We start from the raw sequence: 25,728 nt of genomic DNA, 5'->3' as shown, positions 1-25,728 counted from the left end.
TGTAGCAAGGGTCATTCCGGCGAGATTGAAGAAATCCGACAATCTGGAAGCCTAGGACTGGGGCGCGGGGCCGGAGCTTTCGCGCAGGACGAGTTCCACTGGCCAGAGTTCATGGATCTGGTCGACGGGTTTGCCGCCCAGAATCTGCAGGAGCAGCTCGGCGATGCGTATGCCGGCCTGCCGGATGGAGGAGCGTGTCGTCGACATGGACGGGTACATGTTGTCGGCGTTCAAATAGGGGAACACGTCGTCATGCGCGATCATGGAGACGTCGCGGCCCAGCAGCAGTCCGGCCTGGCGGATAGCGCGGAAGGTGCCGAGCGCCGTCATCATCGAGCCGGCGAGGAAGGCGGTGGGGCGGGGGCGCAGTTCCAGCATGGCCTGGGCCAGGCGGAACGCGGCTTCGTCAGTGAACACCGAATTGCTCATCAGGGCGGGATCGAAGGCCACGCCGCGGGCGGATAGGGCGGCCAGATAACCAATCTCTCGATGCTCGGCGAAGGTGCGGCCCTTGATGCCGTTGAGCAGGGCGATGCGGCGGTGGCCGAGATCGAGCAGGTGGCTGGTGGCGCGCTCGACGGCGCCGGTATTGTCGATATCCATCCACGCCACCGGACGGCCTATATTGGTTCGGCCATGCAGCACGAAAGGTATCTTGAGGTCCAGGAGCAGCTCGGCCCTGACGTCGTTGAGCGTAGGCGACTGGAGCACGATGGCATCGACCTTCTGGCTGGCCGCGAGCCGTTGGTAGGCGGCCATCTCATCCTGCAACGTGTCCACGGTGATAAGCAGAATGTCGATTTCCTCGGCGCTCATTCGCCCGCTCATGCCACCCATGAACTCGCTCATATGCGGGCCCAGCTCGTCGGCGCCGCGCAGCACGAGGCCGATAGCGCCCGCGCGCCCGGTTGCCAGGCGCAGCGCGCTGGCATTGGGTCGGTAGCCGAGGCGGGCAGCCGTTTCGGCGACGCGCAGGCGCGTTGTCTCATTGACTTCGGGGTAGCCATTGAGCGCGCGGCTGACCGTGGTTTGCGACAGGCCGAGATGCTCGGCCAGATCCTTCAGTCTCATTGCTGCTACTCGCCCTGCGGCACGGCATGACCAACGCTTCAGGGCCGCACGCCATAGTCGCGTACCCGGTCAAACTCCGCCTTAGGGCAGGCAGGCCGCCTTGAACAGCGGTTCCTGCTTTCTCCTCCGCCATTCATTCAAAGCGATTTCAAATTTTGATGCAAGAGCAGAAATTCGACGCCCATTTCTGAGGTGCGTACGTCAGCTAAAAACCCCCATTTGTTTAGAAGTGCGAAACTCGAGGTGCCGTAACTAACTGAAATAAAATAGAAAAATCTATGAGCGCGAAAAATTCGTTAAAATTGACACGACTGAGCGCTTGACAGAAATTCGGCGCTCTGGTTCCTTTTCATTCAAAGCGCTTTGGAATGTTGGCGAAACAGTCGCCAAACGAGGTGCTTTTGAGGGAGGAGCCTGCTTGAGGCCGGCGCAGATGCGCAGGCCGGATCGGCATGCCTTCCCGACTATTGGTTCATTCGGGAGGATATCTAATGAAAATCAACACGCTGCTCGTCGGCCTCTTGACGAGCGTGACGCTGGTTGTGGGCTCGGCCCAGGCCGCTGAACTGTCGATCGTGTCGGGCGATACGGGCAATGGCCTGGCATTCCTGCGCACCCAGCTCGACAAGTTCGAAGCCGAAACCGGCAATACCGTGACCGTGGTGCCGATGCCGTCTTCGACCTCCGACCAGTTCGGCCAGTACAAGCTCTGGCTCGCTGCCGGCAATGCCGATATCGACGTGTACCAGACCGACGTGATCTGGGCTCCCCAGCTCGCCGACCAGTTCCTCGACCTGACCGACGCCGCCAAGGACGTCGTGGGCAACCACTTCCCCTCGATCATCGAGTCGCAGACCGTGGACGGCAAGCTCGTTGCCCTGCCGGCCTTCACCGATGCTCCAGCCCTCTTCTATCGCAAGGACCTGCTCGAGAAGTACGGCAAGTCCGTTCCGACCACCTGGGACGAAATGGCTGCCACTGCCCAGGAAATCATGGACGCTGAGCGTGCTGCCGGTAATGCCGAAATGTATGGCTTCGTGTTCCAGGGCAATGCCTATGAAGGCCTGACCTGCGATGCCCTCGAATGGGTGAAGTCGAACGGCGGCGGCCAGATCGTGGAAGCCGATGGCACTATCTCGATCAACAACCCGCAGGCTGCTGCCGCTATCGATCGCGCCGCGACCTGGATCGGCACCATCTCTCCCGAAGGCAACCTGGCCTACCAGGAAGAAGAAAGCCGTGGCGTCTGGCAGCTGGGCAACTCGGTGTTCATGCGCAACTGGCCCTATGCTTACGCACTGGGCAATGGCGACGACTCTGCCGTGAAGGGCAAGTTCGACGTGGCTCCGCTCCCGGCCGGTGACGGCGAAGGTGCCGGCTCCGCCGCAACGCTGGGCGGTTGGAACGTTGCCGTTTCCAAGTACTCGCCCGATCCGGAAGAGGCGATCAAGCTCGCCCTGTTCCTGAGCTCGCCGGAAGTGCAGAAGGAACGCGCCATCAACCAGTCGAACCTGCCCACCATCGAAGCGCTCTATGACGACGCCGACGTGCTGGCCGCTTCGCCATTCATGGCCAACTGGAAGGAAATCTTCCAGAACGCCGTGCCGCGCCCGTCCGCGCCGACCAAGATCAAGTACAACGAGGTCTCCTCGCTGTTCTGGAGCGCCGTGCACAACACCCTGTCGGGTAACGGCACTGCGGCTGAAAACCTGGAAGGCCTCGAGGCCGACCTGACGGATCTGAAGGGCGACGCCTGGTAAGTCCTCCCAGCGCCCATGCAGGCGGACGGCTGGGCTTCCCCAGCCGCCCGCTTTGCGCAATGATGGTTAAAAAATGGGGAGGAGGCCAAAATGGCCACAGATGTGATGGCTGCGCCCGTCGCGGCAACTGGCGGCAAGATCAAATCGGAGCTGATGCGGCAGCGCGTGCGCGCCGCACGATGGTTCCTGCTGCCGATGCTTATCGCTCTTGCCGTGGTGGCCGGCTGGCCGCTCCTCCGTTCGATCTATTTCTCATTCACCGACGCCTCCCTCAACGACCTCAATGGCGCTGAGTGGATTGGCTTCGGCAATTATCTGCGCGTGCAGGTGCTCGATAGCGGCGCCGTCCGCTATCGTGGCCTCCTGGCCGATCCGGCCTGGTGGAATGCGGTTTGGAATACGCTGCGCTTCGCGGTGGTCTCGGTGAGCCTGGAAGCGGTTCTGGGCATGCTGGTGGCGCTGGTGCTGAATGCCGAGTTCAAGGGCCGCGGCATTGTTCGCGCCGCCATCCTGATCCCCTGGGCCATTCCCACTATCGTGTCGGCCAAGATGTGGAGCTGGATGCTGAATGACCAGTTCGGCATTCTCAACGATCTTGGCCTGCGCCTGGGGCTGCTGAGCCAGAAGGTCGCCTGGACGGCAACGGCAGAAACCGCCATGCAGGCCGTGCTGATCGTCGATATCTGGAAGACGACGCCGTTCATGGCGCTGCTGATCCTGGCGGGCCTGCAAATGGTGCCCAAGGATATCTATGAGGCCGCCGAGATCGATGGCGTGCATCCGGTCAAGCAGTTCTTCCGCATCACCCTGCCGCTGGTCCGCCCGGCGCTGATGGTGGCAATCATCTTCCGCCTGCTCGACGCCCTGCGCATTTTCGACCTGATCTATGTGCTGACGCCGAACAGCTCGGCCACCAAGACCATGTCGGTACTGGCGCGCGAGAACCTCTTCGACTTCGACAAGTTCGCTTACGGGTCGGCGATGTCGACCCTGCTGTTCCTGATCATCGCCATCCTCACCATCCTCTACATCTGGCTGGGCAAGGTTCGGTTCGACGGGGGAGACCGCTGATGACCGCGACATTCGATCTCTGGAAGATCATCAAGACTACGCTGTTCTATGCGGCCGTAGTGTTCATCGTGGTGGTCAGCGTCTTCCCGTTCTACTACGCGATCCTGACTAGCCTTAAGTCGGGCACCGATATCTTCCGCGTCACCTATTGGCCGGTATCGTTCAGCCTCGATAACTATCAGGCCGTGTTCAGCCAGGGCAGCTTTCCACGCAACCTGCTGAACTCGATCTTCGTGGCCTCGGTCACGGTGATCCTGGCGCTGTTCCTGGCGGTGACGGCAGCGTTCGCCCTGAGCCGCGTGCGGTTCCGTGGCCGTGGCTTCCTGCTGATGGTGATCCTGGCGGTCTCGATGTTCCCGCAGATCGCGGTGCTGTCGGGTCTGTTCGAGTTGATCCGGGCGCTGGGCATCTACAATACGCCCTGGGCGCTGATCTTCAGCTACACCATCTTTACGCTGCCCTTCACCGTCTGGGTGCTGACCACCTTCATGCGCGACCTGCCGGTCGAGATCGAGGAAGCGGCGATCGTCGATGGGGCCAGCCCATGGGTGATCATCACCAGGGTGTTCATGCCGCTGATGTGGCCGGCTTTGGTGACGACGGGCCTGCTCGCCTTCATCGGCGCGTGGAACGAGTTCCTGTTCGCCCTGACGTTCACCTCGTCCAACGATACCCGCACGGTGCCGGTGGCCATCGCGCTGCTGTCGGGCGGTTCGCAGTATGAAATTCCGTGGGGCATCATCATGGCGGCCTCGGTCATCGTGACCGTGCCGCTGGTCGTCCTGGTGCTGGTGTTCCAGCGCAAGATCGTGTCCGGCCTGACCGCCGGCGGTGTGAAGGGCTAAGGGAGAACAACAATGGCAAGCATCGAGCTTCGCAACGTCCGCAAGGCCTTCGGCGCCGTGGAAGTGATCAAGGGTGTGGACCTGGAAGTCCGCAAGGGCGAGTTCATGGTGTTCGTGGGCCCGTCGGGCTGCGGCAAATCCACCTTGCTCCGCCTCATCTCGGGTCTTGAGGACATTACCTCGGGCGAGATGCTGTTCGACGGCAAGATCGTCAATGCGCTGGCGCCATCCAAGCGGGGCATAGCCATGGTGTTCCAGAGCTACGCGCTCTATCCGCACATGACGGTCTACGACAACATGGCGTTCGGGCTGACCCTGGAAAAAGGGCACAGCAAGGACGAAATCCGCCAGCGCGTGGAAAAGGCCGCCGACATGCTGCAGATCAGGCAGTATCTCGACCGCCTGCCCAAGCAGCTTTCCGGTGGTCAGCGCCAGCGCGTCGCCATCGGCCGGGCCATCACCCGCGATCCCAAGGTGTTCCTGTTCGACGAGCCGCTGTCAAACCTCGACGCTGCCCTGCGCGTGGCAACGCGTATCGAGATCGCCAAGCTGCATGAAGAGATGAACAACGTCACGATGATCTATGTGACGCATGACCAGGTTGAGGCGATGACGCTGGCCGACCGCATCTGCGTGCTGCGTGACGGCTTGGTAGAGCAGGTGGGCACGCCGATGGAGCTCTATGAGAACCCCAATTCGGTGTTCGTGGCCGGCTTTATCGGTTCGCCGAAGATGAACTTCATCGCCGGCGACAAGGCTACGGCCTACAACGCCCATACCCTGGGCATCCGCGGCGAACATATCACCATCGTGCCCGATAATGGCACCTGGAGCGGCACGGTCATCCATACCGAAAATCTCGGCGCGGATAGCTATGTCTATCTCGAAATGGGCACCGAAGAGCCGGTCGTGGTTCGCCTCGAAGGCGCCAATAGCTACAAAAGCGGCGACACGGTCCATATCTCGCCCATGGCCGACAAGATCCACCGCTTCGACGCGGCCGGCAAGCCGATCTGAGGTCATCAAGCACACGGCGGCCTTAAGGGCCGCCGCCGATATCAACAACTGCGTCATTCCCGCGAAGGCGGGAATCCCCCTTCACCGAGACAGGGAGATTCCCGCCTTCGCGGGAATGACGCAGAAAGCAGCAGGAATGGCCGGCAACTCCCCCTGCCAGGCCGTCTTTCAATAGGAGACTACCAATGCCGATCCGTACCCTGGTCTGGGGCGAAAACGTCCACGAGCAGAAGAACAAGATCGTTGCCGACAATTATCCCACCGGCATGCACAACCAGATCGCCAAGCTGCTCTCCTCCGACAGCAATATCGTGACCAAGACCACGACGCTGCAGGAGCCCGAGCATGGCTGCACGGTCGAGGCTTTGGCCAATACCGACGTGCTGGTGTGGTGGGGCCATGCGGCTCACGGCCAGGTGGAAGACGAGATCGTCGAGCGCATTGCCAAGCGGGTGTGGGAAGGCATGGGTCTGATCGTCCTGCATTCGGGCCATTTTTCCAAGATCTTCAAACGCCTGATGGGTTCGCCCTGCGCGCTGCACTGGCGTGAAGCCGGCGAACGCGAGCGCCTGTGGGTCACTAATCCGGGCCACCCGATCGCCAAGGGCCTGCCGGCCTATTTCGAGCTCGAAATGGAAGAAATGTACGGCGAGCCCTTCAGCGTGCCGGAGCCGCTGGAAACGGTGTTCGTCTCCTGGTTCCAGGGCGGCGAAGTGTTCCGCTCGGGTCTCACTTATCGTCGGGGCGCGGGCAATATCTTCTACTTCCGTCCGGGTCACGAGACCTATCCGACCTATCACGACGACACGGTCGGCCTCGTGCTGCGCAATGCGGTCAACTGGGCCTACAATTCCAACCAGCATCCCGAACTGCTCGACGCGCCGAATACGCCGGTCGAGGAGGCGCTGGAAAAGATCGAAGAGCGCGGTCCCAAGCTGCATCACGGCCGTGAGGAAGGCTTCCGGTAGTCCTTCGCAGTTCTCTCCCATCCACGGTGTCACCCCGGCGAAGGCCGGGGTCCATCCCGAGATGGTGCGGCGAACTGGAATCTTGGATGGGCCCCCGGCTCAAGACCGGGATGACATCGAGTTTGTTGAAACATCGCGGACCATAGGGTGCCGCCTTAGGAAATACGAAAATGCGGCTGCTCATTCTGGGTACCGGTGGCATGGCCAATCAGCATGCCAAACACTTTGCAGCGATTGAGGGCGTCACCCTGGTCGGTGGTGTGGACGTCGATCCGGCGCGGGTCGATGCGTTCAACAAGACGCATAATATCGAGCGCGGCTTTGGCTCGCTCGACGCGGCTTTGGCCTGGGGCGAGTTCGACGCCATCGCCAATGTGACGCCGGATTCGATCCACCATCCGACGACGATGGCAGCGATCAAGGCCGGCAAGCATGTGTTCTGCGAAAAGCCGCTGGCGACCGATCACGCCAAGGCCATGGAAATGACCGAGGCCGCCGAGGCTGCCGGGCTGATCAATATGGTCAACCTGACCTATCGTAATGTGAGCCAGCTGCAGAAAGCGCGCGAGATCGTGCAGTCTGGGCAGGTCGGCAAGGTCAAGCACTTCGAGGCGAGCTATCTGCAGAGCTGGCTGGTTTCCAAGGCCTGGGGCGATTGGCGCACCGAGTCGCAGTGGCTGTGGCGCCTCTCCAAGAAGCATGGCTCCAATGGCGTGCTGGGCGATATCGGCGTGCATATCCTCGATTTCGCAGCCTATGGCGCCGGCAGCGATTTCTCCAATGTGTTCTGCCGCCTCGAGACTTTCGAGAAGGCCGAGAACAACAAAATTGGCGAATACGATCTCGACGCCAATGACAGCTTCGCCATGACGGCGCAGCTGGAGAATGGCGCGCTGGGCGTGATCCATGCGACGCGCTGGGCCACCGGGCATTTCAACGAATTGCGCCTGCGCATCTATGGCGAGCTGGGATCGGTCGAAATCCAGCATCGTCATGACTGGTCCAAGCTCTTCACCTGCCTTGGCGCCGATGCCGAGACGGGCACCTGGACCGAGGTTGCGGTCGATCCGGTGCCGACCAATTACATGCGGTTCGTCGAAGCTTTCCGCAGCGGCGCGAACCTCGAACCCAGCTTCCGCCACGCCACCAACATCCAGAAGGTGCTGGATATGTCTGTCGTGACCGACCGGGACCGGACCGAGCACAAGGTGTAAATAGAAAGCCCGCGGTGACGCGGGTTTTCACCGCGACGTCATTCCCGCGAAAGCGGGAATCTCCCTTGTTTGGTAAGTGGGATTCCCGCTTTCGCGGGAATGACGTCGTGGTCCAAATGAGATGGTCGAAGGCCTCGGAAATTTAGGTCTGAAGATATCGGCTGGCAGGAGAGCCGTTCTGGGTGCCGGCGAAGAGCTGAGCGCGGGCATCGTCATAGGCTTGCCAGAGTGCGGTGTCGTGCACGGATGGCAGCGTAACCTCCTCGCCACGATCGAGCCCGACCAGCGCCGCATCAACGAGTTGCTCGGCTGTCATGAACACCGACTGATCGAAAGCTGTGATTGGAACGCCGGCGGTGTCGTAGAATTCGGTCACTGTGCCGGCCGGCAGAACCGCCTGGACTTTGATACCGGCATCGCGCACTTCCTGCTGGATGGCGCGGCTATAGGTCAGCACGAAAGCCTTTGTGGCGCTGTAGAGCGATGTCATCGGCATGGCGTGGAAGGCCATGACGGAGCCGACATTGACGATGGCGCCGTGGCTGCGGGCACGCATGCCGGGCAAGACGGCGCGCGTAAGGCGCATCAGCGCGGTGACATTGAGTTTGAGCGTGGCCGCGGCGTCAGCGTCCGACAGGTCGGCGGTAGAGGCGATCGGGCCGGAGCCGGCATTGTTGACCAGCATGTCGATGGTGCCGGTGCGCAACAGGTCTTCGATCCTGGCCAGGCCAGCCTCTTCGGTCAGGTCGGCGACGAGCGTTCGCACGGTGACGGCGTGGTCCTGTGACAGCTCGGTCGCGAGGGCGTCGAGGCGGTCGGCGCGGCGGGCCACCAGCACCAGATCATAGCCGCGGGCGGCAAGGCGCCGGGCATAGACAGCGCCGATGCCGGACGAAGCGCCAGTGATCAGCGCAGTGGAAGTGGACATGACGATCTCTTTTGGTTGAGTGCTCAACTATCTGCGGAGCCGTGCCTGACTTGTCAATAGTGATGTACTCAACTATTTTAAGGGCTGGAGATTCAGCATGGCCGGAAAAGCGCGTTCGGAAGCAGACGCAGTGGAGCCCTACGATGCGCTCGCCTGCACGCATACCTCGCTGCGCCGGGCAGCACGGCAGTTGACCCAGCTCTATGACGAGGCGTTGTCACCGGTGGGCCTGACTTCGGCGCAGGCGTTGCTCATGGCGCAACTGCATGAGCTGGGCGGTGCGCCGGGCGAGGTAGGGCCGTCCTTGCAGACCCTGTCCAAGCGCCTTGCTATACAGATATCGGCGCTGACCCATGCCTTGCGTCCGCTGATGCGCGACGGGCTGATCACCGTGGCGCCAGATAGTGCCGACCGGCGCATCAAGCGGGCGGCGCTGACGGAAGAGGGGCTGCGGCAGACGCGGCGGATGTATGCCCTGTGGGGCAAGGCCAATCGGCGCATCGAGATGGCTTTGGGGGAAGGGGCCGCAGAGCAATTGCGTCTCCTGGCCAACCGGGTCGCCTCGCCGGATTTTCGCAAGACCATCGAGGGAACGGCCACCGAATAGAGCGAGCCTCGGCTCTTGCAACCATTGCGGCGCATACCGATTATTCAAGGCACAAGGTAATCGGAGCGTCACTATGAGTATCATCTGGGCCATCATTATCGGCTTCTTCGCCGGCCTCATCGCCAAGTGGATCACCCCGGGCGACAAGAAGCCGAGCGGCTTCATCCTGACGACGGTGCTGGGCATCATCGGCTCGGTGCTCGCCACCTGGCTGGGTCAGGCCGTGGGCTGGTATGGTCCGGGCGACGGGGCCAATTTCATCGGCGCCATCGTCGGCGCGGTGATCATCCTGCTCGCCTGGGGCCAGATCGCAAGGCGCGCTTAGTCCGTTCGGCCTTGCCTCGATGTCAGCGGCGTGGCATGAGCCAGCCGTGCTTCGCATGAAGCTCCGTAAGCGTTTACGTCAATCAACGCGCAATCTGCCAATCGGCAGCATGTGCGCATGAATGCGATTGGCGTCTTACGGAGACTGACATGCCCAGAGGCAAACTTCCCAAACGCTATGGCGGCATCGTTACGCCGCTTCTTCTGTCGCTGCTGATGACCTGCGTCGTGTCGGCGATCAGCCTGGTGCGGTCGCAGGGCCTCAATCCCGAGGTCCTGGCTATGTGGCCATCGGCCTGGATGTTGTCGTGGCTGGTAGCCTTTCCCGTGCTCTTGCTGGTCATGCCGGCAGTGCGGCGCATTGTGGGCCTGATCGTCGAGGCCTAGGTCGCGATAACAAAAAGGGCGCCCAGCTGGGCGCCCTTTCGTATTCCGATGGCTCGTGCCTTACTCGATGACGGTGATGCGGCCGTCCGTATAGGGCGTGTATTCGCCGCCGAGCTTGGCGATGTAGTCGGCCAGCACTTCCTCGAGCGGGGGGCCGAAGTCATAGGCATTATCGCCTTCGGCGAAGGTGCCGTAGCCGTCGCCGCCGCCACGAACATAGTTGTTGGTGACGATGGTGTAGGTGGCGGCTTCGTCGATCGGTGCCCAGGCGTCACCGCCAACCAGCACCATCACGTCGCTGATGCGCTCGCCGGCCGGATTGGCTAGCGTGTACGAGTATTTGAGGCCAGCGACCTGCGGGAAGCGGCCAGCGCCGTTCTCGATATCGCTGACGCCATTCTCCAGCGCCTCGATCACGTCGGCACCGGAAATGTCGACAGTCGCGAGAGTGTTGGAGAAGGGCAGCACGGTGACGACCTCACCCTTGGTGATCTCGCCGGCATCGATCGACGCGCGCAAGCCGCCGCCATTGGCGAAGGCGATGGTCACGCCCTGGTCCTTGACGCGGTCGAGCATGGCGTCGGCAACGAGATTGCCCATCTGGCATTCCACGACGCGGCAACTTTCGCGGGCCCCGTCGATCGGGCCGGTGGTGGTGCCGATCACCTCACCCATGGCTTCTTCGATCGGGGCGGCGAGCGCAGCCAGCTGGCCGGCAAAGTCTTCGTTGCCCTTGACGGACGCGTCGATCAGGAAGGGTTCGCCTTCGGCCTTGGTGACGACGCCATTGTCGTCCCAGGTGATGGCGATATCGCCCAGATACTTGCCATACTGGTTGGCCTGCACCACCGGCACTTCCACGCCGTCGGGGTTGGTCACCATGGTCGGATAGGGGCCGGCGGCGCCTTCGGCGGTGTTGCTCAGCAGCGTGTGGCTGTGGCCGCCGACAATGACGTCGACCAGCGGCAGCGCTGCGGCGACCTGCTGGTCCACGGTGTAGCCGATATGGCTCAGGAGGATGATCTTGTTGACGCCGGCGGCGTCCAGCGCTTCGGATGCGCCGCGGACATACTGGATGACGTCGTGGAACTCGATATCGGCAGTCGAGGCGATCTCGGGCGTGTCCTCCGTGGTGGCGCCGATAATGCCGATCTTCTCGCTGCCCACTTCGATGACGAAGGAGCCCTTGATCTTGCCGGCCAGGTTCGGATCACGGGTGACGTCGAAATTGCCGCCAATAATGGGGAATTCGGCCGCCTCGATGAACTTCATGAACTCTTCCGGGCCGTCATCGAACTCGTGGTTGCCGGTGGCGACCACATCGAAGCCCATCTGGTTGAAGAAGTCCGAAACGACCTTGGACTTGTAAGTGGTGTAGTAGAGCGAGCCCTGGAAATTGTCGCCGGCCGACAGCAGCAGCGAATTACCATCCGCATATTTGGCGCGGGTGTCGTCGATAATGGTCTTGAGGCGGGCAATGCCGCCGAAGCACTCGCCTGCCGCATCGGTTTCTGCGTCGCAGTTGGAATCAGAGCCGGTGATGGGGTCGAAGCGCGAGTGGAAATCGTTGATGTGCAGGATGTTGAGCGTGAAATCCGCATAGGCCGCGCTGGAAAAGCCCGCGCAGAGGGTAAGCGCCGTGGCGCCGAGAAGTAATCTTTTCATCCCTGTTATCCTTTGTTGCTTGACGGCAGTTCAAACCCCGCGACCACCCGGCGCTCGCAAAAGCAGCGATCCCCCAACGGGCTAGCTCGTTCCAGCCACGGCGAACCATGAGTTAACCAGTGTTTTGTGACAGTGAATAGTGGACCTTTTGGTCAAATTCATAGGCCCCATGCGCCGGCAGGGGTTCAACATGTCTCAACCATGCCGCAAGACAGTCACACGAGCTTGCAGTGAGTAACGTAAGCGAAAGGCGGCTGGGCCAAGATGGCCCATCGTCCCAGTACGCCAAGGATAACCCGCCTGCGATGAGTGCCTCCCTCGAAAGCCTGATGATGAGCGATGTGCGGCGCCCGGCGTCGCAGGCGCCGCTTCTGGGCGGGCTGCTGGCGTTCATCGTCGTCGGGGCAGGGGGCGCGGCGGCTTTCGTGCTGCTCTCCACCATCATGATTTCCCTTCAAACCGGCTTCGCGGCATGGCAGGTCAACGCGGCCTGCTATGCGGCGACCATCCTGCCGGTTTATCTGCTGCATCGCCGGTTTTCGTTCGGGTCGGATGCGTCGCACTGGCAGGCGTTGCCGCGCTATGTCGCGGTGCAGGGCATGGCGCTGGTGCTCGCCGCGTTGTTCTCCTACGTGGTGCATGGCTTCCTGAGCTTGCCGACGCTGTTCGCCTCGATGCTGGTCATCGTGCTGACCTCGGGCGTCAACTTTATGGTGCTGCGCAGCTGGGCCTTTGCGCGCGGCCAGATGAGCATTCCTGTCCCTGCCTGACGAATTGCCCGCCGATGGGCTTCCAATGACCGATCAGTCAGGTAATCTCCGCGCCGTTTGATTTGCGGGGAATTGCAGCATGAAGAGCGCATTGATCGTCTATGGTGGCTGGTCGGGACACGATCCGGAAGAGTGCGCCACCATCTATCGCCGCTGGCTGCATGAGGATGGCTATTCGGTGCGCACGGCCACCGAAACCAGCGCCTTCGCCGATCCTTCGATCCACGAATTGTCGCTGATCGTGCCGATCTTCACCATGAGCAAGATCGAAAAGGCCGAGGTAGAGAACCTGGTCAAGGCCGTGGAGGGTGGCGTTGGGCTCGCCGGCCATCATGGCGGCATGAGCGATGCTTTCCGCGAGGCCGTCGAGTATCAGTTCATGGTTGGCGGGCAGTGGGTAGCCCATCCCGGCAACATCATCGACTATACGGTCGATATCACCAAGCCGGACGATCCCATCATGGCCGGCATCAAGTCATTCCCCTACACGTCCGAGCAGTATTACATGCATGTCGACCCCTCCAACGAGGTGCTGGCGACAACGACCTTTACCGGCGAGCATGCGAGCTGGATCGAGGGCGTCACCATGCCTGTCGTGTGGAAGCGCAAGCATGGCAAGGGCCGGGTGTTTCACTCGACGCTGGGCCATCAGGCCAAGGAATTCGAGAACGTCAACATGGCGACGATCCTGCGCCGAGGCCTGAATTGGGCGGCGCGGGACGAGTAGCGAACTCGATCGTTAGGGCCCTCGGGCCAAGCCCGAGGGTGACGGGCGGTGGGTCTACCACCGCAGCAGGAACCGTCCCAGCACCGCTCCCAGACCTCCGACGATCAGCATTCCCAGCGTGTAGAACAGCGCCACGAACATCATGCCGTTTTCGCCGCAGGCGAAGGAATAGACCCAGGCGCCCGTACCCCCGGCCATGATGCCGGCGGCAAATCCCGCCAGCGTTGGGTTGGCGGGGGCGAAGCGGCGCAGCACGAGCAGCGCGGCAAACAGCACGGGTAGCGACAGCACGATGATGCGGAGCGGGCCGATGATGGCGGTGCCGCCAAAGACCATTGGCATCATGTCATCCGGTTCGGCGCGGGCGAGCTGGATCGCTGCGCCAATGAGCAGTAGCGAGATGAGGCCGACCGCCGCCAGCCAGGGCCAGCGCGTGCGGCCATCCGGGCGCGCTAGCACCAGCGTGGCGCAGCCGCCGAGAATGGCCACGGCCAGCGTGTAGCTGAACTTGCTCCAGAACATCATGGTCGTTCGCGCGGTCTCCATGTCGGGCCGCATGCCGAGCCACATGGTCATCCCGATAACGGCGACGATGCCGCTGAGCAGGACAGCGCCGAGCAGCAGGCGCTGCATGGCCATGCTGCGCACGGGCTTGAGATCGGCGGCGAGGCGAGCGATCAGGTCATCGGTCATTTCGGCCCTCCCGCAAAGCGCGTGGCGAGGGCCTTGAGCCCGCGATGGATGGAGACCTTGGCGGCGGTTTCGGTCATGCCGTGGGCGGCGGCGGCTTCGGCAACCGATGCGCCATCGACCTTGGTGCGGCGGATGAGATCACCGGTCCGTTCGGGAATGGTGTCGAGCACGGCATCGAGGTCGCGTCGGGCCAGGGCGTCGGCGCTGTCGTCGTGCGCGAAGATCGGTGCGTCGTCTTCCAGCGGCACGGTGAGCCGGATCGATTGGCGGCGTACATGATCGACGAATTTGTGGTGCGCCACCGCGTGTAGCCACGCCGTGAAGGGCCGGCTGCGGTCGTAGGTCATGCGGCGCGTATGGATGGCCAGCAGGGTCTCCTGCACGAGATCCTCCGCGTGCGAGGCAAAGGCCGGCGTCAGCCGCCGGGTGAAATAGGGTCGCAGATGGCGGCCGAGTTCGGCCAGCAACGACCGGTAGGCCGCGGCATCGCCGTCAAGCGAGGCGAGCATCAATGCGCGCAATCGCATCTCGGTCATATCAGTCTGCATTATCAGGTCATTCGTCTCCCGTGTGGTCATGGTTACATGCGGCGGCGCGAAGAGGGCAATGCGGAAATGATGGTCACGAGGTCGTGAGCCGGTAACGGATGGCGATGGGACGGCGAATGGCCCGGCATGAACCGAGCCCCGACGGCGCGGTCATCCATCGGGAGACATCCATGAACAATTTGCACAAACTTTCACTCGCCGCCCTCACCATGATCGCCTTTGCCGCCCCGGTCGTGGCGGAGGACGCCATGGGCGCTTCGAAGGCACTGACGCCGATCAGCGACGCCGATTTCGAACTGTGCTCGCAGCAGGCAGCCGCCATCACCTTCCCGGAAGCCATGTCTGCCGCGATGGCCGGTTGCCAGGGGCTGCACCAGGGCATGGACGTGATGGCGGCCATCAAATCGCTGGGTATGGAGACCGACGCCATGGCCCCGGCTGACGCGATGGCCCCGGCTGACGCGATGGCACCAGCCGATGCGATGGCACCAGCCGACGCCATGGCGCCTGCCGCGCAATAACATTTAAGTGATGCCTGGCATTGGCCCCGCGCGCTACCGTTGCTACGGACGCTGCGGGGCCAACCCGAGCGGAGGGGCCGTATGAGTGAACAAGCCGGACTTCCGGCGGTCAAGGGACCGCTGATCTATCGCCAGTCCATATGGACGCGCGTGACGCACTGGATCTGGGCGATCTGCCTGTTCTTCCTGCTGCTGACAGGGCTGCAAATCTTCAATGCGCATCCGGCGCTCTATATCGGCCAGCAATCGGGCTTCGAGTTCGAAAACGCTATTCTCGAAATCGGGGCGGTCAATACGCCCGAGGGCCCGCGCGGGCGGACCACGGTTTTCGGCCAGACTTTCGATTCCACCGCTCTTGGCCTTGGCGTAAGCGGTTCGGCCGAGCGGCCGACCTTTACCGGCTTTCCCGGCGCCGTGACCATCCCGTCCTATCGCGACCTCGGCACCGGCCGGGTGGTGCACTTCTTCTTCGGCTGGGTCTTCGTCATCACCATGTTCATCTGGTTCCTGGCCAGCTTTATCAACGGCCATATCCGCCGCGACATCGTGCCGGGACCGGCCGATATCAAAGGTGTGCCGCGCGACGTGGCCGACCATGCGCGCCTGCGCTTTCATCATGGCCGCACTTATGGACCTCTGCAGAAGCTCGCCTATTTCGGCGTGTTCTTTGTCCTGTTCCCGCTGATCGTGCTGACGGGGCTCACCATGAGCCCGGGGATCAATGCCATCGCGCCCTGGATGCTCGACATTTTCGGCGGACGGCAGACGGCACGGACGATCCACTTCATCGTCATGCTGCTGCTGGTAGGCTTTTTTATCATCCACATCGTCATGGTCGTCGCTGCAGGCCCGATCAACGAGCTGCGCTCGATGCTGTCAGGCTGGTATCGCGCCAGCCCCGGGACCCCGACCGCCGAAGGAGACAAACCATGAGCGGCATCCTCACCCGCCGCAATTTCTTGCGCGGTTCGGCCATTGCCGGGTCGGGATTGATCCTGGCCGGATGCGATCAGTTCGATTTTCTGGGCTCGAAGGAAAACCAGGTCCGCAAGGTCATGGAACAGGCCAATGTGCTGACCTACCAGGTGCAGCGCCGGCTGATCGGGGCGCAAACGCTGGCGCGGGAATATTCGGCAAGCGAAATCCGTCAGGGGCAGCGGCCGAACGGGTCGGTCGATCCGTCGACGGCGGAATATGTGGCACTCAGGGATAGCGGCTTTGCTGGCTACAAGCTCAAGATAACAGGCATGGTGGAGCAGCCGCTGGAGTTCTCGCTCGACGAGCTGCGCAATATGCCGGCCCGCAGCCAGATTACCCGCCACGACTGCGTCGAGGGTTGGAGCTGCATCGCCAAATGGACCGGCACGCCACTGGGGCCGATACTCGACATGGCGCGGGTCAAGCCCGAGGCCCGGTTCTGCGTCTACCACTGCTACGACAACATCCAGCGGACGCTATCGGGCGATATCCTCTACTATACCAGCTCGGACCTGATCGACGCCTATCACCCGCAATCGATCCTCAGCTACGGCCTCAACGACCAGGTGCTGCCGGTGAGCAATGGCGCGCCGATCCGCCTGCGCATCGAGCGGGCATTGGGCTACAAGCAGCCCAAATACCTGCACACGATCGAACTGGTGGATAGCCTCGCCGCCTTCGGCAAGGGCAAGGGCGGGTATTGGGAAGATACGGGCTATGACTGGTATGCGGGGATTTAGGGGTGCCACCGGTGCCAAACCTACTCTCCGCGCGTCACGTCGGGTCAAGCCCGAGGGTGAAGCGCGGAGGTGGGGTAAGGGTGGTGTTTAATCCACGATATCCGGGTCGCTTGCTTCAATAAGCGTGCTCAGCTTGTCCAACTGATCAGCATAGACACGATAGCTGCGGATCCAGCCCGCTGGCCAATCGCCGATCTGGCCGGCGGCGACGGCGGGCAGGCGCGCGGCCAGAGGTTGATCGATGATGGTATCGATGGCCTGCCGGCCCCAACGGTCATCGAGCAGGATGAGGTCGGCGGGGTAGAGGTTGGCGTTCTCCCAGCTCAGCGTCTGGTAGCTGCTATCGGGATCGATTGAGGGGACGACCAGATCGAGGCCCCAGGACGCGAGGTCCGAGAGTTCGGCAAACTCATCTGGGGCGGCGACCGATAGGCCGCTCGATCCAGGCGAGACGGCCATGACCGTCAGACCGGGCTTGCCGGCGACGGAGGCCTTGAAGCGGGTCAACGCTGCTTCGAAGCGTTGCTTGTCGGCAATGATATCAGGCGCGGCCAGGTCGGCGCCGAGGCTGGCGGCGAGGGCGGCGTAGTCGTCGATCATGGTCAGGATCGACCGGCCCTGCGCCGGGCCGGCGATCGGCGCTATGGCTTCGATCTGTTGCACGATGCCGGCATCCCCAACCGCGCCGCCGTAAAAGCCCTCGCGCGGCCACCACTCGGTGACAACAAGATCGGGATCGAGCGTTAGCACTGCCTCGGCATCCAGCTCATACCAGCCCCTGCCGACGATCTCGACGCCATCGAGATCGAGGCCGGTATCGGCGCGATCGACGGAGGGCGGGCCATCGAGGAAGACGCCGATGGGCCTGATGCCGAGCGGGATCAGCGCGGCGGCGGCGTTGATATGGGCGATGATGCGCTGTGGCGGCTCAGGCAGGGTAACGGTCTTGCCGGCGCCATCGGTGTAGGTCCATTCGGCGGCTTGGACGGGGAGGGCGAGGAGGGCGAGGAGGGCGAGGAGGAGGGTGAGGGCGATGAGCGTTCTGAACATGGTTCTCTCCTACCACGGGCCGGGTAGAATACCCCCTCCCAACCTCCCCCTGAAAAGGGAGGAGCCACACTTGTGCACGGAGCTCGATCCTGCCCGGGCCCGGAGCGGTCCCTCCCCCTGACAGGGGGAGGCTAGGAGGCGTATCCCCTCGCAACCCCGCCATGCATCGCGCAATCCCGAATTTCCTTGCTATTTCAGGCGCCTTCCCCCATATCACGGCTATCGTCACCGGCGCATGGACCTTCAGTGGATCCGCTGGCGCCAGAAATTTGGTGACGGACTTCTCTTCTTATCCCCTTGCGGTGAGCGGCGAAGTCAGCCCGGAAACAATCTGTCCGGGTTCGAGCCAGCACCCGCGCGATATCCCAATCTTATCGCCCGATTGCACCTGTTGATCCGCTGCTCCCTGTGGAACGGCGATTTGCGCGCTGCATTTGTCTGCGCGCGTTGCAGCGCCATATCGGCGCAGAAAGACGTGTCTTTTGAACGACTTCATTTCCCTCGGTCTGCCGAGCATTATCACCGACAGCCTGACGGCCGGCGGCTTTACCGAGCCCACCAAAATCCAGCTTCAGGCCATTCCGAAGCTGCTCGAAGGCCGCGACATGATGGGCATTGCCCAGACCGGCTCGGGCAAGACGGCGGCCTTCGGCTTGCCGATCCTGGCTGGCCTTTTGACCCTTACCGGCCGTCCGCGGCCGATGACCACCCGTGCTCTCATTCTCGCGCCGACCCGCGAGCTTGCCGTCCAGATCGACGAAGCCATTCGCAAGTTTGCTGGCAGCAAGATGAAGCTTGATACCGTGCTGCTGCTGGGCGGCGTGTCGCGCTACCATCAGGTCAAGCGCCTCGAGCGCGGCGTCGATATCACCGTCGCCACCCCGGGCCGCCTCAAGGACCTGATGGACGACAACAAGATCCGGCTCAACGAAACGCGCTGGTTCGTGCTCGATGAGGCCGATCGCATGCTCGACATGGGCTTCATCGCCCCGGTTCGCGCCGTCGCCAAGGCGATCGGCATCAAGCGCCAGACCATGATGTTCTCGGCCACCATGGCCCCCGAAGTCGCCGATCTCGCCAAGAGCCTGCTCAACGAGCCGGTGCGCGTCGATGCGTCGGTTGCCGGTTCGACGGTGGTCAAGATCGACCAACGCGTGATCCTCTCCGGCTCCAAGGCCAAGCGCGGCGTACTCAACGAGCTGCTCGCCAGCGAAGAAGAGAAGATGGAACGCGTGATCATCTTCTCGCGCACCAAGCATGGCGCTGACCGTGTTGCCAAGAACCTCGAGATCGACGGCCACAAAGCCGCTGCCATCCACGGCAACAAGAGCCAGAACGCCCGCCAGGCAGCCCTCAAGGGCTTTGCTTCAGGTGACGTGCGCATTCTCGTCGCCACAGATATCGCGGCGCGCGGCATCGACGTGCCCGGCATCACCCATGTGGTGAACTACGAGTTGCCCGACGATCCGGAGAACTATGTGCACCGTATCGGCCGCACGGGCCGCAACGGTGCCTCCGGCATTGCCATCACCCTGTGCGACGGTACCGAGCGCGACAAGCTTCGCGATGTAGAGCGCCTGATCCGCCGCACTCTGCCGGCATCGGGTAACCTGCACCTCGCCAACGAAACCGGCGTCGTCGAGGCTCCGCGTTCGGCCTACAAGAAGCCGTCCGGTGGCCGTCCTGGCCCGCGTTCGGCCAAGAATCCGCGCGCGCCGCAGGCGGATCGCCGTTCGCCGGCAGAGCGTCGTCCGTTCGCCGAGTTTGGCAATGAAGGCGGTAACCGCAGCCAGCCGCATCACCAGCCGTCCGACACGCCACGTACGCGGCCGGTCGAGGCCGGTCGTAGCCGTCCGGAAAGCGCGCCGCGTACCCGTCCCGCCGAAGGCTCTGCGCCGGTTCGTGGCGTGCGTCGCGATATGGAAACCGGCAAGCCGATGGCGGCCAAGCCTGCTGCCAACAAGCAGCGCTGGGGCAAGTCGCAAAAGGATGCCGTCCGTTCTGGCGGTCGCTCCAACGCGGATCGACAGCGCGGTCGCGCTTGAGCCCAGGCGCAATTTAGACGACAAGGGCGGCCCGAGTGGCCGCCCTTTTGTTTTGGAGCTTTGGCATGACGACGAGCATCGCGATTATCGGGCCGGGTGCAATTGGTGGGACTGTCGCGGCCTGGCTGGCGCAGAATTCCGAATTTGCCATCACGCTCTGCGCACGGACGCCGCTCGATGACTTGCGGGTCGAAACGCCTGTTGGCGTCATCACCGCAAATCCCGTTGTGCTGACCGATCCGGCGCAGGCGCAACCGGTCGACTGGGTGATGGTCGCGACCAAGACTTATGATGTGGAGTCGACGAAGCCCTGGCTCGACCGGCTGGTGGGGCCGCAGACGCGTGTGGCCATCATCCAGAACGGCGTCGAGCATGTGCGCCTGTTCGAGCATCTTGTGCCGGCCGACCGGCTCGTACCTGTGATGATCAACCTGCCGGCGGCGCGCAGTGCACCCGGACGGATCGTGCAGAGCCGCCATGGCATTATCGCTGTGCCTGCTGGACGTAATGGCGAGGATCTGGCGGCACTGTTTGCCAATACCGAGATCGAAGCGGTGGCTGACCCCGATTTCCTGTCGCAAGCCTGGGTCAAGCTCACCATTAACAGTATTGCCGTCGTGCCGTCGCTCACCCTGCGAGCAACGGGGCCGGCGTGGAATGACGAGCTTGAGGCGATCGTTCGCGGGATCGTCGAGGAATGCGCTGCCGTCGGCCGGGCAGAGGGCGCCATTATACCGCAGAGTGCAGTCGATACCGCCATCGCCAATTCGCGCAACATGCCCGAGGGCGCAAGCGGCGGTTCACTGCACGCGGATCGGCTAGCGGGAAACAGGATGGAGATCGACGCGCGCAATGGCGTCATCGTCCGGCTCGGCCGCAAGCACGGGATAGCGACTCCAATGAACGCGACACTGGTGACCCTGCTGGCCGCGTCAGGCAGCCCGTGGATGAAGTGAAGCCTCTTACCTCTCCCTCTGGGGGAGAGGTCGGCGCGCGGCGCCGGGTGAGGGGGCCTTTGCTTGACTCGGTGCGAGGGAAGGCCCCTCACCCGACCCGAAGGCGGGTCGACCTCTCCCCTGAAGGGAGAGGTAAGGACGGCTAAGCCACCGATGCCAGATAGAGGATATCCCGCGTAGTCCTGCCATCCCTTGCCGTGGCCGGGGCCAGGCGGTCGAGGAAACTGCGGGCCCAGTCGTCCACATTATGCTTGCGAGCCGCCGTCATCAGCGTTTTCCAGCGGGCGATGCGTTCGTCGAGCGGCATGTCGAGCGCCATACGCAGGGCCTCGGCGGTTTCGTCGGTGTCGAACGGATTGACCAGGATCGCGTCCTCGAAAATTTCGGCAGCGCCGGCGAAGCGCGACAGGATGAGCACGCCCGGATCGTCCGGATCCTGCGAGCCGACATATTCGTGGGCGACCAGATTCATGCCGTCGCGCAGCGGCGTTACCAAACCAACCCTGGCGAGCCGGTAGAGGCCGGCAAGACTGGGTTGCCCGTAGGCGCGCTTCACATAGGTCAGCGGCTGCCAGTCGGGTTCGGCGAAACGGCCCATCACCCGTCCGCAGATGGCATCAAGCGTATCGCTGGTTTCCTGGTATTCCTTGATCGTGTCGCGCGAGGGCGGCGCCACCTGCAGCAAATGCACCTGACGGCGGAAGCGCGCGTCATTGGCCAGCAGCTTCTCATAGGCTTCGACGCGCTGCGGCAGCCCCTTGGAATAGTCCAGGCGATCGACCCCCAGGATCAGGTGCTGGCCGTTGAGGGACCGCTCCATGCGATGGACCATCTTGGTGCCGGCGGGGCTCACCGCGAGCTTGGCAAAGGCGTCGGGGTCCGAACCGATGGGAAAGGCCGCGACGTCCGTGCGGCCGAAATCGACCGATTCAAGCGGGCTTCCGGAGAGGCTCGATGGCGACTGGTGATCGGCGAACTCGGTAAAGGCGGCGACGTCGCGATTGGCCTGCATCCCCACCAGATCGTAGCGCGACAGGTCGCGCATCAGTTCCTGATGGTGCGGAATGGCGTAGAGCGCGTCGGTGGTTGGGAAGGGAATGTGGAGATAGAACCCGATGCGGTTGCGCGCGCCGAGATTGCGCAATTCGCTGGCCAGCGGGATCAGATGATAGTCGTGCACCCAGATGATGTCGTCGGCCTTGAGCAGGGGCAGCAGGGCGCGGGCGAACTGCAGATTGACCCGGCGATATCCCTCGTACCAGTGGGCTTCGATGGTTGCGAGGTCGAGCCGCAGGTGGAAGCTGGGCCACAGGATCGAATTGGAAAAGCCCGCGTAATAGGCGTGGTGGTCGTCGCGGGTCAGGTCGATCTGGGCGACGGACAGGCCCTCGACATCTTCGAAGCGCGCCTCGGGCGCGGGTGCGTCAACCAGTTTGCCGGACCAGCCGAACCAGAAGCCCTCGCGTTCGGCGAGGGTCTTGCGCAGGGCGACCGCCAAGCCGCCGGCCGCCGGGCCCTTGCCCGGCGTGCGGTTGGAAACAACGATAATACGGCTCATGCAATGCCCCCAGGCGTCGTCAAAGTCAGTGCGTCAACTCCAGTTCGCGATCGCGGGCGGCGATATCGCCCAGCCCCTGGATCAGGGCGTGAACGGAGGCAACGTCGGCGATGCGCATGCGGGCGGCGGTGTCGCCCTGGCCGAGCTTGATGCCTACGCCACCCAGTTCCTGGGCGGCGATGAAGGCATCCTCGTCGGTCGTGTCATCGCCGATGAAGATGGGGGTGCGGCCCAGAAACGGTTCTTCCCGCATGAAGGCACGAAGGGCTGTACCCTTGGTGATGCCGCGCGGGCGGGCCTCGATGACCATCTTGCCGGGCACGATCACGAAGTCGGTCACGCTGTGGACCGCCTCCTCCATGGCGATGCGGGCCGCGGCCTCCAGCTCTGGCGCCTGCCGGTAATGCAGGGCGACGGCGCCTTCCTTGGTTTCCATGAGCAGCCCGGGGTGGGCGACCACCAGCGGCTCGACGGCATGGGCGATTTCCTCGGCGGCCAGAATGGAGGCCGGATCGACGGTTTCCACGAAACCATCGGCGCGGCGGCGCTGGGTGCCATGGGCACCGGCAACCGGCAATTGCAGCGGCGACAGATATTTGTCGATGTCGGCGATCTCGCGACCGGTCAGCACGGCGAAGGCGCTGTCGAGCTCACGGGCGGCGCGCTGGAGCTGGTGGGGCAGGGAGACGGGCACGTCGATATCGTCAGGCGTTTCGGCGAGTTCCACCAGCGTGCCGTCGAAATCGGTGAAGATGGCCAACTGCGGAACGGCATGGGGCGCAGCACTATCGATCTGTGACATCTGGGTACCTGTTTCGGACTAATTCGAAACCCAAACGCGTGGTGGCCCGATTGGTTCGCCCCGGCATGGCTGCCATGCGGTCAGCTCTATTCTGAACGGCAGATAAATGCGGCATTCGAAGGCGGTTCAAACCCGTTCAACTAACAAGGAGCCATGCTGACGGAAGGAGCGACGAGCATGCCCCCGATGATGTTCACCAGCCTTATTGGCCTGCTGTTCAACCTGCTGTTCGCGGGTGTGCTGCCGGTCCAGGACCATGGATGGACCAAGCTCGACGGCGTGGCCCGGCTCGAACGTACCGTCAACGCACCAACGCCATGACCGGATTGAACAAGATGACCCAGATACTGCTCACCGCCCTGTTTGCGGTTACCCTGAGCTTCCTCACCTTCGCTGCTTCGTTTGCCGAAGCGCCGCGCAGCGAGTTCATGCCGAGCGTGGTCACGCAGCGCTGATCAAGCCAGCGGGATGCCCTTGGCACCCTTATCCTTTTGGTAGAGAGCTGACAGGTCGGCATAGAGCGCGTTGAGGTCGTCGAACCGCGCCAACAGGGTTTCGCGATTGCCACGATCGAGCGCGGCGATCATCTGCGCCATATTGTGGCTCACCCAATACTGGTTGGTGCGGTTGTAGAGCGGGCGATCAGGTGACACCGTGCCAGTCTCGGGATCGGGAACGGCGTAGACTGCCTTCAATATCTGGATGTCATAGGGAATGGCAAAGCTGTCGCGGCTGTCTTCGTGGCTGAACAGATAATAGAAATTGTCGAACCCCGACCAGGTGATGCCCGAGAGGCAGAGCGAGCAGGGCTCGTGGGTGGCGACGAAAATGCAGTCCTTCGCATCCGGCCGCTGATCGGCCGGCAGCTCGAAGAAGCGCTTGATGGCGTGCATTTCGCCGTGCCAGAGCGGGTTCTCGATCTCGTTATTGGTTTCGGCCACCACGACCGACAGGTCGGATTTGCGCAGAATCGCTGCCCCGAACAGCTTGTTGCCCCGCGCGACGCCCTTGCGGGTAACCGGCGAGATATCGTGCTCGATGACGTCGAGCAGGCGGGAGATGAGAGCAGCGCTTTCCATAATGGCCCCGATTGAACACGTGCCAGCCTAGCCAGCAGGCATCCCGATGGGAAGGGTCGCTATGGTCCGCGGACCAGGCCCACCAGCGGAATACCGGCGGCGTCGAAAAGCTTGAGCGCGTCGCCGGACAGCTCGTAACCGGCGATAGCGTTGAGCGCGGCGAAGAACCTTGCCTCTTGGCCCATGACGTCGGGCGCGCAGGCCATTCTGGTGCCAGCAATCGGCCCGAAGGACAGGGGGCTTTCGATGAAGTCAGCTTCGGTGAAGTAGTTATTGCAGCCGCCATGGCCGCCCGAACGCAAGTCGGCAGCGATGGACAGGGTCAGTTCGGTAGCGCCGAGCACTGGGTCGCCGCCAATGCTGGTGACCCGCCAGATGGTGTCGAGCAGCGGATTGGGCGCTTCTTCGGGCGGCAGGATCGGCTCGGGCGGATCGTGTGGCGGGTCGGGCGACAGGGTGACGAGGATGCCCGTCGGCACAGGAGCGATCGGGTCCACCGGCACCGGCTGCCAGTTGCGGAACATGGTGCGGCCCTGGGAGCGGATTTCGGCGATGAGGCCGTAGTCGCGGCCATCGGCGATGACCTGGCTGCGTACATTGAGGGTGAACTGGAGCGGCACCTGGCCCCGCGGCGCCACATCGGCTGCAGCGCTCACGACTGGTCTTGCGTCGGAAATGGAGACCAGGGTGATCCAGAGTTCGGCGCCCGGCGGCAGCGCGATGCGCTCCCGGTAGCTGACTTCGCCGGTGAAGGTGATGTCCTCGGCCAGGGTGACACCGGTCACCAGCAGCAGGGTGAGCAGCGCGATTCCGGTCCGAACCAGATTTGCAAACATGGTGTCCTCCCGTTGCCGGGCCAGACTAACGCAGGGTTGTGGCGGTTTCGAGAGGCCGCCTGTCGACAAGGTTACCCGGCATGCTGGACGATGTGGGGCACGTCGAAGTGGTGCTCTTCGAGGTTATTGCCCTCGCCGCCCCGGTCGACGACGATGAAGTCGCATTCGCGCTGCAACGGGGTTAGCACGCCGTGCCAGGTGTTCATGGCGATATTGACGCCCTGGCCGGGTGCCGTGAGGAAGGCACGCGGCAGATCGGGGATGCCAGCCAGATCGGCCGCGACGATGACCAGGAATGGCAGGTCGGACAGCGGGTAGAAGGCCTGGCTGCCCAGCGGGTGGCGTTCGACCATGCGAAGTGTCAGCGGCAACGCATAAGGCTTGCCGCGAAAGATCGAGATCAGCGGGCGGGGATGGACGCCGCCGAGTTCGACGCGCGCCAGATCGTGGTAGCGTTCAGTCATGCCGCCATTGATCGGGTAGTGGTTGGCGCCTTCCAGCTCGATCACCTGTCCAAACGGCGCAAAGGCCTCGGCGGTCAGCTGCTCGATGGTGATATTGGCCATGG

28 protein-coding genes are annotated in these 25,728 nt (G+C 62.9%); 17 read left to right on the top strand and 11 right to left on the bottom strand.

Going from position 1 to position 25,728, the window contains the following annotated elements:
* Positions 1-51: 51 nt before the first annotated feature.
* Complete coding sequence (locus MF606_RS15490) at positions 52-1,071, bottom strand: substrate-binding domain-containing protein (RefSeq protein WP_240230247.1); 1,020 nt, start codon at positions 1,069-1,071, stop codon at positions 52-54.
* Between the two features lie 491 nt (positions 1,072-1,562).
* Between MF606_RS15490 and MF606_RS15485 the strand changes: the two genes are divergently transcribed.
* The 6 genes from MF606_RS15485 to MF606_RS15460 all read left to right on the top strand — a co-directional run bounded on the left by MF606_RS15485 (position 1,563) and on the right by MF606_RS15460 (position 7,946).
* Positions 1,563-2,831, top strand: coding sequence for an ABC transporter substrate-binding protein (locus MF606_RS15485; RefSeq protein ID WP_240230246.1), 1,269 nt, complete (start codon positions 1,563-1,565; stop codon positions 2,829-2,831).
* A gap of 90 nt (positions 2,832-2,921) precedes the next feature.
* Entirely contained in the window at positions 2,922-3,902 is a 981-nt protein-coding gene (locus MF606_RS15480) for a carbohydrate ABC transporter permease (RefSeq protein ID WP_240230245.1), read from the top strand.
* Positions 3,902-4,747 (top strand): carbohydrate ABC transporter permease, encoded by an 846-nt coding sequence (locus MF606_RS15475; RefSeq protein WP_240230244.1) that lies wholly within the window; start codon positions 3,902-3,904, stop codon positions 4,745-4,747. The genes MF606_RS15480 and MF606_RS15475 overlap by 1 nt, the downstream gene beginning before the upstream one ends.
* 12 nt (positions 4,748-4,759) lie before the next feature.
* Entirely contained in the window at positions 4,760-5,764 is a 1,005-nt protein-coding gene (locus MF606_RS15470; protein ID WP_240230243.1) for an ABC transporter ATP-binding protein, read from the top strand.
* Between the two features lie 185 nt (positions 5,765-5,949).
* The gene (locus MF606_RS15465; protein ID WP_240230242.1) at positions 5,950-6,732 is read left to right on the top strand and encodes a ThuA domain-containing protein; all 783 of its coding nucleotides are present in this window, start codon (positions 5,950-5,952) and stop codon (positions 6,730-6,732) included.
* Between the two features lie 170 nt (positions 6,733-6,902).
* Positions 6,903-7,946: a Gfo/Idh/MocA family protein gene (locus MF606_RS15460; protein WP_240230241.1), complete on the top strand. Its 1,044-nt coding sequence runs from the start codon at positions 6,903-6,905 to the stop codon at positions 7,944-7,946.
* A 142-nt stretch (positions 7,947-8,088) separates the two neighbouring features.
* Here the strand turns inward: MF606_RS15460 and MF606_RS15455 are convergent, their stop codons facing one another.
* Positions 8,089-8,874 carry an SDR family NAD(P)-dependent oxidoreductase gene (locus tag MF606_RS15455; RefSeq protein WP_240230240.1) on the bottom strand — a complete coding sequence of 262 codons (786 nt, stop codon included), beginning with the start codon at positions 8,872-8,874 and terminating at the stop codon, positions 8,089-8,091.
* Between the two features lie 97 nt (positions 8,875-8,971).
* On the opposite strand from MF606_RS15455, the gene MF606_RS15450 reads away from it, so the two are divergent.
* The 3 genes from MF606_RS15450 (at position 8,972) to MF606_RS15440 (ending at position 10,192) form a co-directional block, all read left to right on the top strand.
* Positions 8,972-9,481, top strand: a complete 510-nt coding sequence (locus MF606_RS15450; protein ID WP_240230239.1) for a MarR family winged helix-turn-helix transcriptional regulator — start codon at positions 8,972-8,974, stop codon at positions 9,479-9,481.
* 73 nt (positions 9,482-9,554) lie between these two features.
* Positions 9,555-9,806, top strand: a complete 252-nt coding sequence (locus MF606_RS15445) for a GlsB/YeaQ/YmgE family stress response membrane protein (RefSeq protein ID WP_240230238.1) — start codon at positions 9,555-9,557, stop codon at positions 9,804-9,806.
* Between the two features lie 149 nt (positions 9,807-9,955).
* Positions 9,956-10,192, top strand: a complete 237-nt coding sequence (locus MF606_RS15440) for a DUF2798 domain-containing protein (protein WP_240230237.1) — start codon at positions 9,956-9,958, stop codon at positions 10,190-10,192.
* Positions 10,193-10,252: 60 nt separating this feature from the next.
* On the opposite strand, the gene MF606_RS15435 is transcribed toward MF606_RS15440, so the two are convergent.
* Positions 10,253-11,857 carry a bifunctional metallophosphatase/5'-nucleotidase gene (locus MF606_RS15435; RefSeq protein ID WP_240230236.1) on the bottom strand — a complete coding sequence of 535 codons (1,605 nt, stop codon included), beginning with the start codon at positions 11,855-11,857 and terminating at the stop codon, positions 10,253-10,255.
* Between the two features lie 305 nt (positions 11,858-12,162).
* On the opposite strand from MF606_RS15435, the gene MF606_RS15430 reads away from it, so the two are divergent.
* On the top strand, positions 12,163-12,627 hold the full coding sequence (locus MF606_RS15430) for a GtrA family protein (RefSeq protein ID WP_240230235.1): 465 nt from the start codon (positions 12,163-12,165) through the stop codon (positions 12,625-12,627).
* Between the two features lie 79 nt (positions 12,628-12,706).
* On the top strand, positions 12,707-13,354 hold the full coding sequence (locus MF606_RS15425) for a ThuA domain-containing protein (RefSeq protein ID WP_240230234.1): 648 nt from the start codon (positions 12,707-12,709) through the stop codon (positions 13,352-13,354).
* 54 nt (positions 13,355-13,408) lie between these two features.
* On the opposite strand, the gene MF606_RS15420 is transcribed toward MF606_RS15425, so the two are convergent.
* Both MF606_RS15420 and MF606_RS15415 read right to left on the bottom strand, forming a co-directional pair.
* On the bottom strand, positions 13,409-14,047 hold the full coding sequence (locus MF606_RS15420) for a DUF1109 domain-containing protein (protein ID WP_240230233.1): 639 nt from the start codon (positions 14,045-14,047) through the stop codon (positions 13,409-13,411).
* Positions 14,044-14,583: a sigma-70 family RNA polymerase sigma factor gene (locus MF606_RS15415; protein WP_275693091.1), complete on the bottom strand. Its 540-nt coding sequence runs from the start codon at positions 14,581-14,583 to the stop codon at positions 14,044-14,046. The genes MF606_RS15420 and MF606_RS15415 overlap by 4 nt, the downstream gene beginning before the upstream one ends.
* A gap of 182 nt (positions 14,584-14,765) precedes the next feature.
* On the opposite strand from MF606_RS15415, the gene MF606_RS15410 reads away from it, so the two are divergent.
* The 3 genes from MF606_RS15410 to MF606_RS15400 all read left to right on the top strand — a co-directional run bounded on the left by MF606_RS15410 (position 14,766) and on the right by MF606_RS15400 (position 16,834).
* Positions 14,766-15,116 (top strand): hypothetical protein, encoded by a 351-nt coding sequence (locus MF606_RS15410; protein ID WP_240230232.1) that lies wholly within the window; start codon positions 14,766-14,768, stop codon positions 15,114-15,116.
* An 81-nt stretch (positions 15,117-15,197) separates the two neighbouring features.
* Positions 15,198-16,049 (top strand): cytochrome b/b6 domain-containing protein, encoded by an 852-nt coding sequence (locus MF606_RS15405; RefSeq protein ID WP_240230231.1) that lies wholly within the window; start codon positions 15,198-15,200, stop codon positions 16,047-16,049.
* Entirely contained in the window at positions 16,046-16,834 is a 789-nt protein-coding gene (locus tag MF606_RS15400) for a molybdopterin-dependent oxidoreductase (RefSeq protein WP_240230230.1), read from the top strand. The genes MF606_RS15405 and MF606_RS15400 overlap by 4 nt, the downstream gene beginning before the upstream one ends.
* Before the next feature lie 87 nt (positions 16,835-16,921).
* On the opposite strand, the gene MF606_RS15395 is transcribed toward MF606_RS15400, so the two are convergent.
* Positions 16,922-17,884, bottom strand: coding sequence for an ABC transporter substrate-binding protein (locus MF606_RS15395; protein ID WP_240230229.1), 963 nt, complete (start codon positions 17,882-17,884; stop codon positions 16,922-16,924).
* 482 nt (positions 17,885-18,366) lie between these two features.
* On the opposite strand from MF606_RS15395, the gene MF606_RS15390 reads away from it, so the two are divergent.
* The gene (locus tag MF606_RS15390; RefSeq protein ID WP_240230228.1) at positions 18,367-19,929 is read left to right on the top strand and encodes a DEAD/DEAH box helicase; all 1,563 of its coding nucleotides are present in this window, start codon (positions 18,367-18,369) and stop codon (positions 19,927-19,929) included.
* Between the two features lie 65 nt (positions 19,930-19,994).
* A complete protein-coding gene (locus MF606_RS15385; RefSeq protein WP_240230227.1) occupies positions 19,995-20,885 on the top strand; it encodes a 2-dehydropantoate 2-reductase in 891 nt (296 codons plus the stop codon).
* A 142-nt stretch (positions 20,886-21,027) separates the two neighbouring features.
* Here MF606_RS15385 and MF606_RS15380 read toward each other — a convergent pair whose 3' ends face one another.
* On the bottom strand, positions 21,028-22,443 hold the full coding sequence (locus MF606_RS15380) for an alpha,alpha-trehalose-phosphate synthase (UDP-forming) (protein WP_240230226.1): 1,416 nt from the start codon (positions 22,441-22,443) through the stop codon (positions 21,028-21,030).
* Positions 22,444-22,468: 25 nt separating this feature from the next.
* Positions 22,469-23,245, bottom strand: a complete 777-nt coding sequence (gene otsB, locus MF606_RS15375; protein WP_240230225.1) for a trehalose-phosphatase — start codon at positions 23,243-23,245, stop codon at positions 22,469-22,471.
* 177 nt (positions 23,246-23,422) lie between these two features.
* Here otsB and MF606_RS15370 point away from each other — a divergent pair, with 177 nt between their 5' ends.
* On the top strand, positions 23,423-23,566 hold the full coding sequence (locus MF606_RS15370; RefSeq protein WP_240230224.1) for a hypothetical protein: 144 nt from the start codon (positions 23,423-23,425) through the stop codon (positions 23,564-23,566).
* Between the two features lie 134 nt (positions 23,567-23,700).
* On the opposite strand, the gene MF606_RS15365 is transcribed toward MF606_RS15370, so the two are convergent.
* From MF606_RS15365 to MF606_RS15355, 3 genes are all read right to left on the bottom strand, one after another.
* Complete coding sequence (locus tag MF606_RS15365) at positions 23,701-24,324, bottom strand: nucleoside deaminase (protein ID WP_240230223.1); 624 nt, start codon at positions 24,322-24,324, stop codon at positions 23,701-23,703.
* Positions 24,325-24,383: 59 nt separating this feature from the next.
* A complete protein-coding gene (locus MF606_RS15360; protein ID WP_240230222.1) occupies positions 24,384-25,160 on the bottom strand; it encodes an META domain-containing protein in 777 nt (258 codons plus the stop codon).
* A gap of 71 nt (positions 25,161-25,231) precedes the next feature.
* Complete coding sequence (locus MF606_RS15355; RefSeq protein WP_240230221.1) at positions 25,232-25,726, bottom strand: ureidoglycolate lyase; 495 nt, start codon at positions 25,724-25,726, stop codon at positions 25,232-25,234.
* Between the last annotated feature and the right edge of the window lie 2 nt (positions 25,727-25,728).

Origin of the sequence: Devosia lacusdianchii (genome assembly GCF_022429625.1) — a bacterium.
GTDB classification, from domain to species: Bacteria; Pseudomonadota; Alphaproteobacteria; order Rhizobiales; family Devosiaceae; genus Devosia; species Devosia lacusdianchii.
The sequence above is the reverse complement of the archived record's forward strand: the minus strand, read 5'-3'. Positions and strand labels throughout refer to the sequence as shown.

Coding starts and splice junctions, on each gene's coding strand:
- MF606_RS15490 (WP_240230247.1), bottom strand. CDS start 1,071: ATGAGACTGAAGGATCTGGCCGAGCATCTCGGCCTGTCGCAAACCACG.
- MF606_RS15485 (WP_240230246.1), top strand. CDS start 1,563: ATGAAAATCAACACGCTGCTCGTCGGCCTCTTGACGAGCGTGACGCTG.
- MF606_RS15480 (WP_240230245.1), top strand. CDS start 2,922: ATGGCCACAGATGTGATGGCTGCGCCCGTCGCGGCAACTGGCGGCAAG.
- MF606_RS15475 (WP_240230244.1), top strand. CDS start 3,902: ATGACCGCGACATTCGATCTCTGGAAGATCATCAAGACTACGCTGTTC.
- MF606_RS15470 (WP_240230243.1), top strand. CDS start 4,760: ATGGCAAGCATCGAGCTTCGCAACGTCCGCAAGGCCTTCGGCGCCGTG.
- MF606_RS15465 (WP_240230242.1), top strand. CDS start 5,950: ATGCCGATCCGTACCCTGGTCTGGGGCGAAAACGTCCACGAGCAGAAG.
- MF606_RS15460 (WP_240230241.1), top strand. CDS start 6,903: ATGCGGCTGCTCATTCTGGGTACCGGTGGCATGGCCAATCAGCATGCC.
- MF606_RS15455 (WP_240230240.1), bottom strand. CDS start 8,874: ATGTCCACTTCCACTGCGCTGATCACTGGCGCTTCGTCCGGCATCGGC.
- MF606_RS15450 (WP_240230239.1), top strand. CDS start 8,972: ATGGCCGGAAAAGCGCGTTCGGAAGCAGACGCAGTGGAGCCCTACGAT.
- MF606_RS15445 (WP_240230238.1), top strand. CDS start 9,555: ATGAGTATCATCTGGGCCATCATTATCGGCTTCTTCGCCGGCCTCATC.
- MF606_RS15440 (WP_240230237.1), top strand. CDS start 9,956: ATGCCCAGAGGCAAACTTCCCAAACGCTATGGCGGCATCGTTACGCCG.
- MF606_RS15435 (WP_240230236.1), bottom strand. CDS start 11,857: ATGAAAAGATTACTTCTCGGCGCCACGGCGCTTACCCTCTGCGCGGGC.
- MF606_RS15430 (WP_240230235.1), top strand. CDS start 12,163: ATGAGTGCCTCCCTCGAAAGCCTGATGATGAGCGATGTGCGGCGCCCG.
- MF606_RS15425 (WP_240230234.1), top strand. CDS start 12,707: ATGAAGAGCGCATTGATCGTCTATGGTGGCTGGTCGGGACACGATCCG.
- MF606_RS15420 (WP_240230233.1), bottom strand. CDS start 14,047: ATGACCGATGACCTGATCGCTCGCCTCGCCGCCGATCTCAAGCCCGTG.
- MF606_RS15415 (WP_275693091.1), bottom strand. CDS start 14,583: ATGACCGAGATGCGATTGCGCGCATTGATGCTCGCCTCGCTTGACGGC.
- MF606_RS15410 (WP_240230232.1), top strand. CDS start 14,766: ATGAACAATTTGCACAAACTTTCACTCGCCGCCCTCACCATGATCGCC.
- MF606_RS15405 (WP_240230231.1), top strand. CDS start 15,198: ATGAGTGAACAAGCCGGACTTCCGGCGGTCAAGGGACCGCTGATCTAT.
- MF606_RS15400 (WP_240230230.1), top strand. CDS start 16,046: ATGAGCGGCATCCTCACCCGCCGCAATTTCTTGCGCGGTTCGGCCATT.
- MF606_RS15395 (WP_240230229.1), bottom strand. CDS start 17,884: ATGTTCAGAACGCTCATCGCCCTCACCCTCCTCCTCGCCCTCCTCGCC.
- MF606_RS15385 (WP_240230227.1), top strand. CDS start 19,995: ATGACGACGAGCATCGCGATTATCGGGCCGGGTGCAATTGGTGGGACT.
- MF606_RS15380 (WP_240230226.1), bottom strand. CDS start 22,443: ATGAGCCGTATTATCGTTGTTTCCAACCGCACGCCGGGCAAGGGCCCG.
- otsB (WP_240230225.1), bottom strand. CDS start 23,245: ATGTCACAGATCGATAGTGCTGCGCCCCATGCCGTTCCGCAGTTGGCC.
- MF606_RS15370 (WP_240230224.1), top strand. CDS start 23,423: ATGCCCCCGATGATGTTCACCAGCCTTATTGGCCTGCTGTTCAACCTG.
- MF606_RS15365 (WP_240230223.1), bottom strand. CDS start 24,324: ATGGAAAGCGCTGCTCTCATCTCCCGCCTGCTCGACGTCATCGAGCAC.
- MF606_RS15360 (WP_240230222.1), bottom strand. CDS start 25,160: ATGTTTGCAAATCTGGTTCGGACCGGAATCGCGCTGCTCACCCTGCTG.
- MF606_RS15355 (WP_240230221.1), bottom strand. CDS start 25,726: ATGGCCAATATCACCATCGAGCAGCTGACCGCCGAGGCCTTTGCGCCG.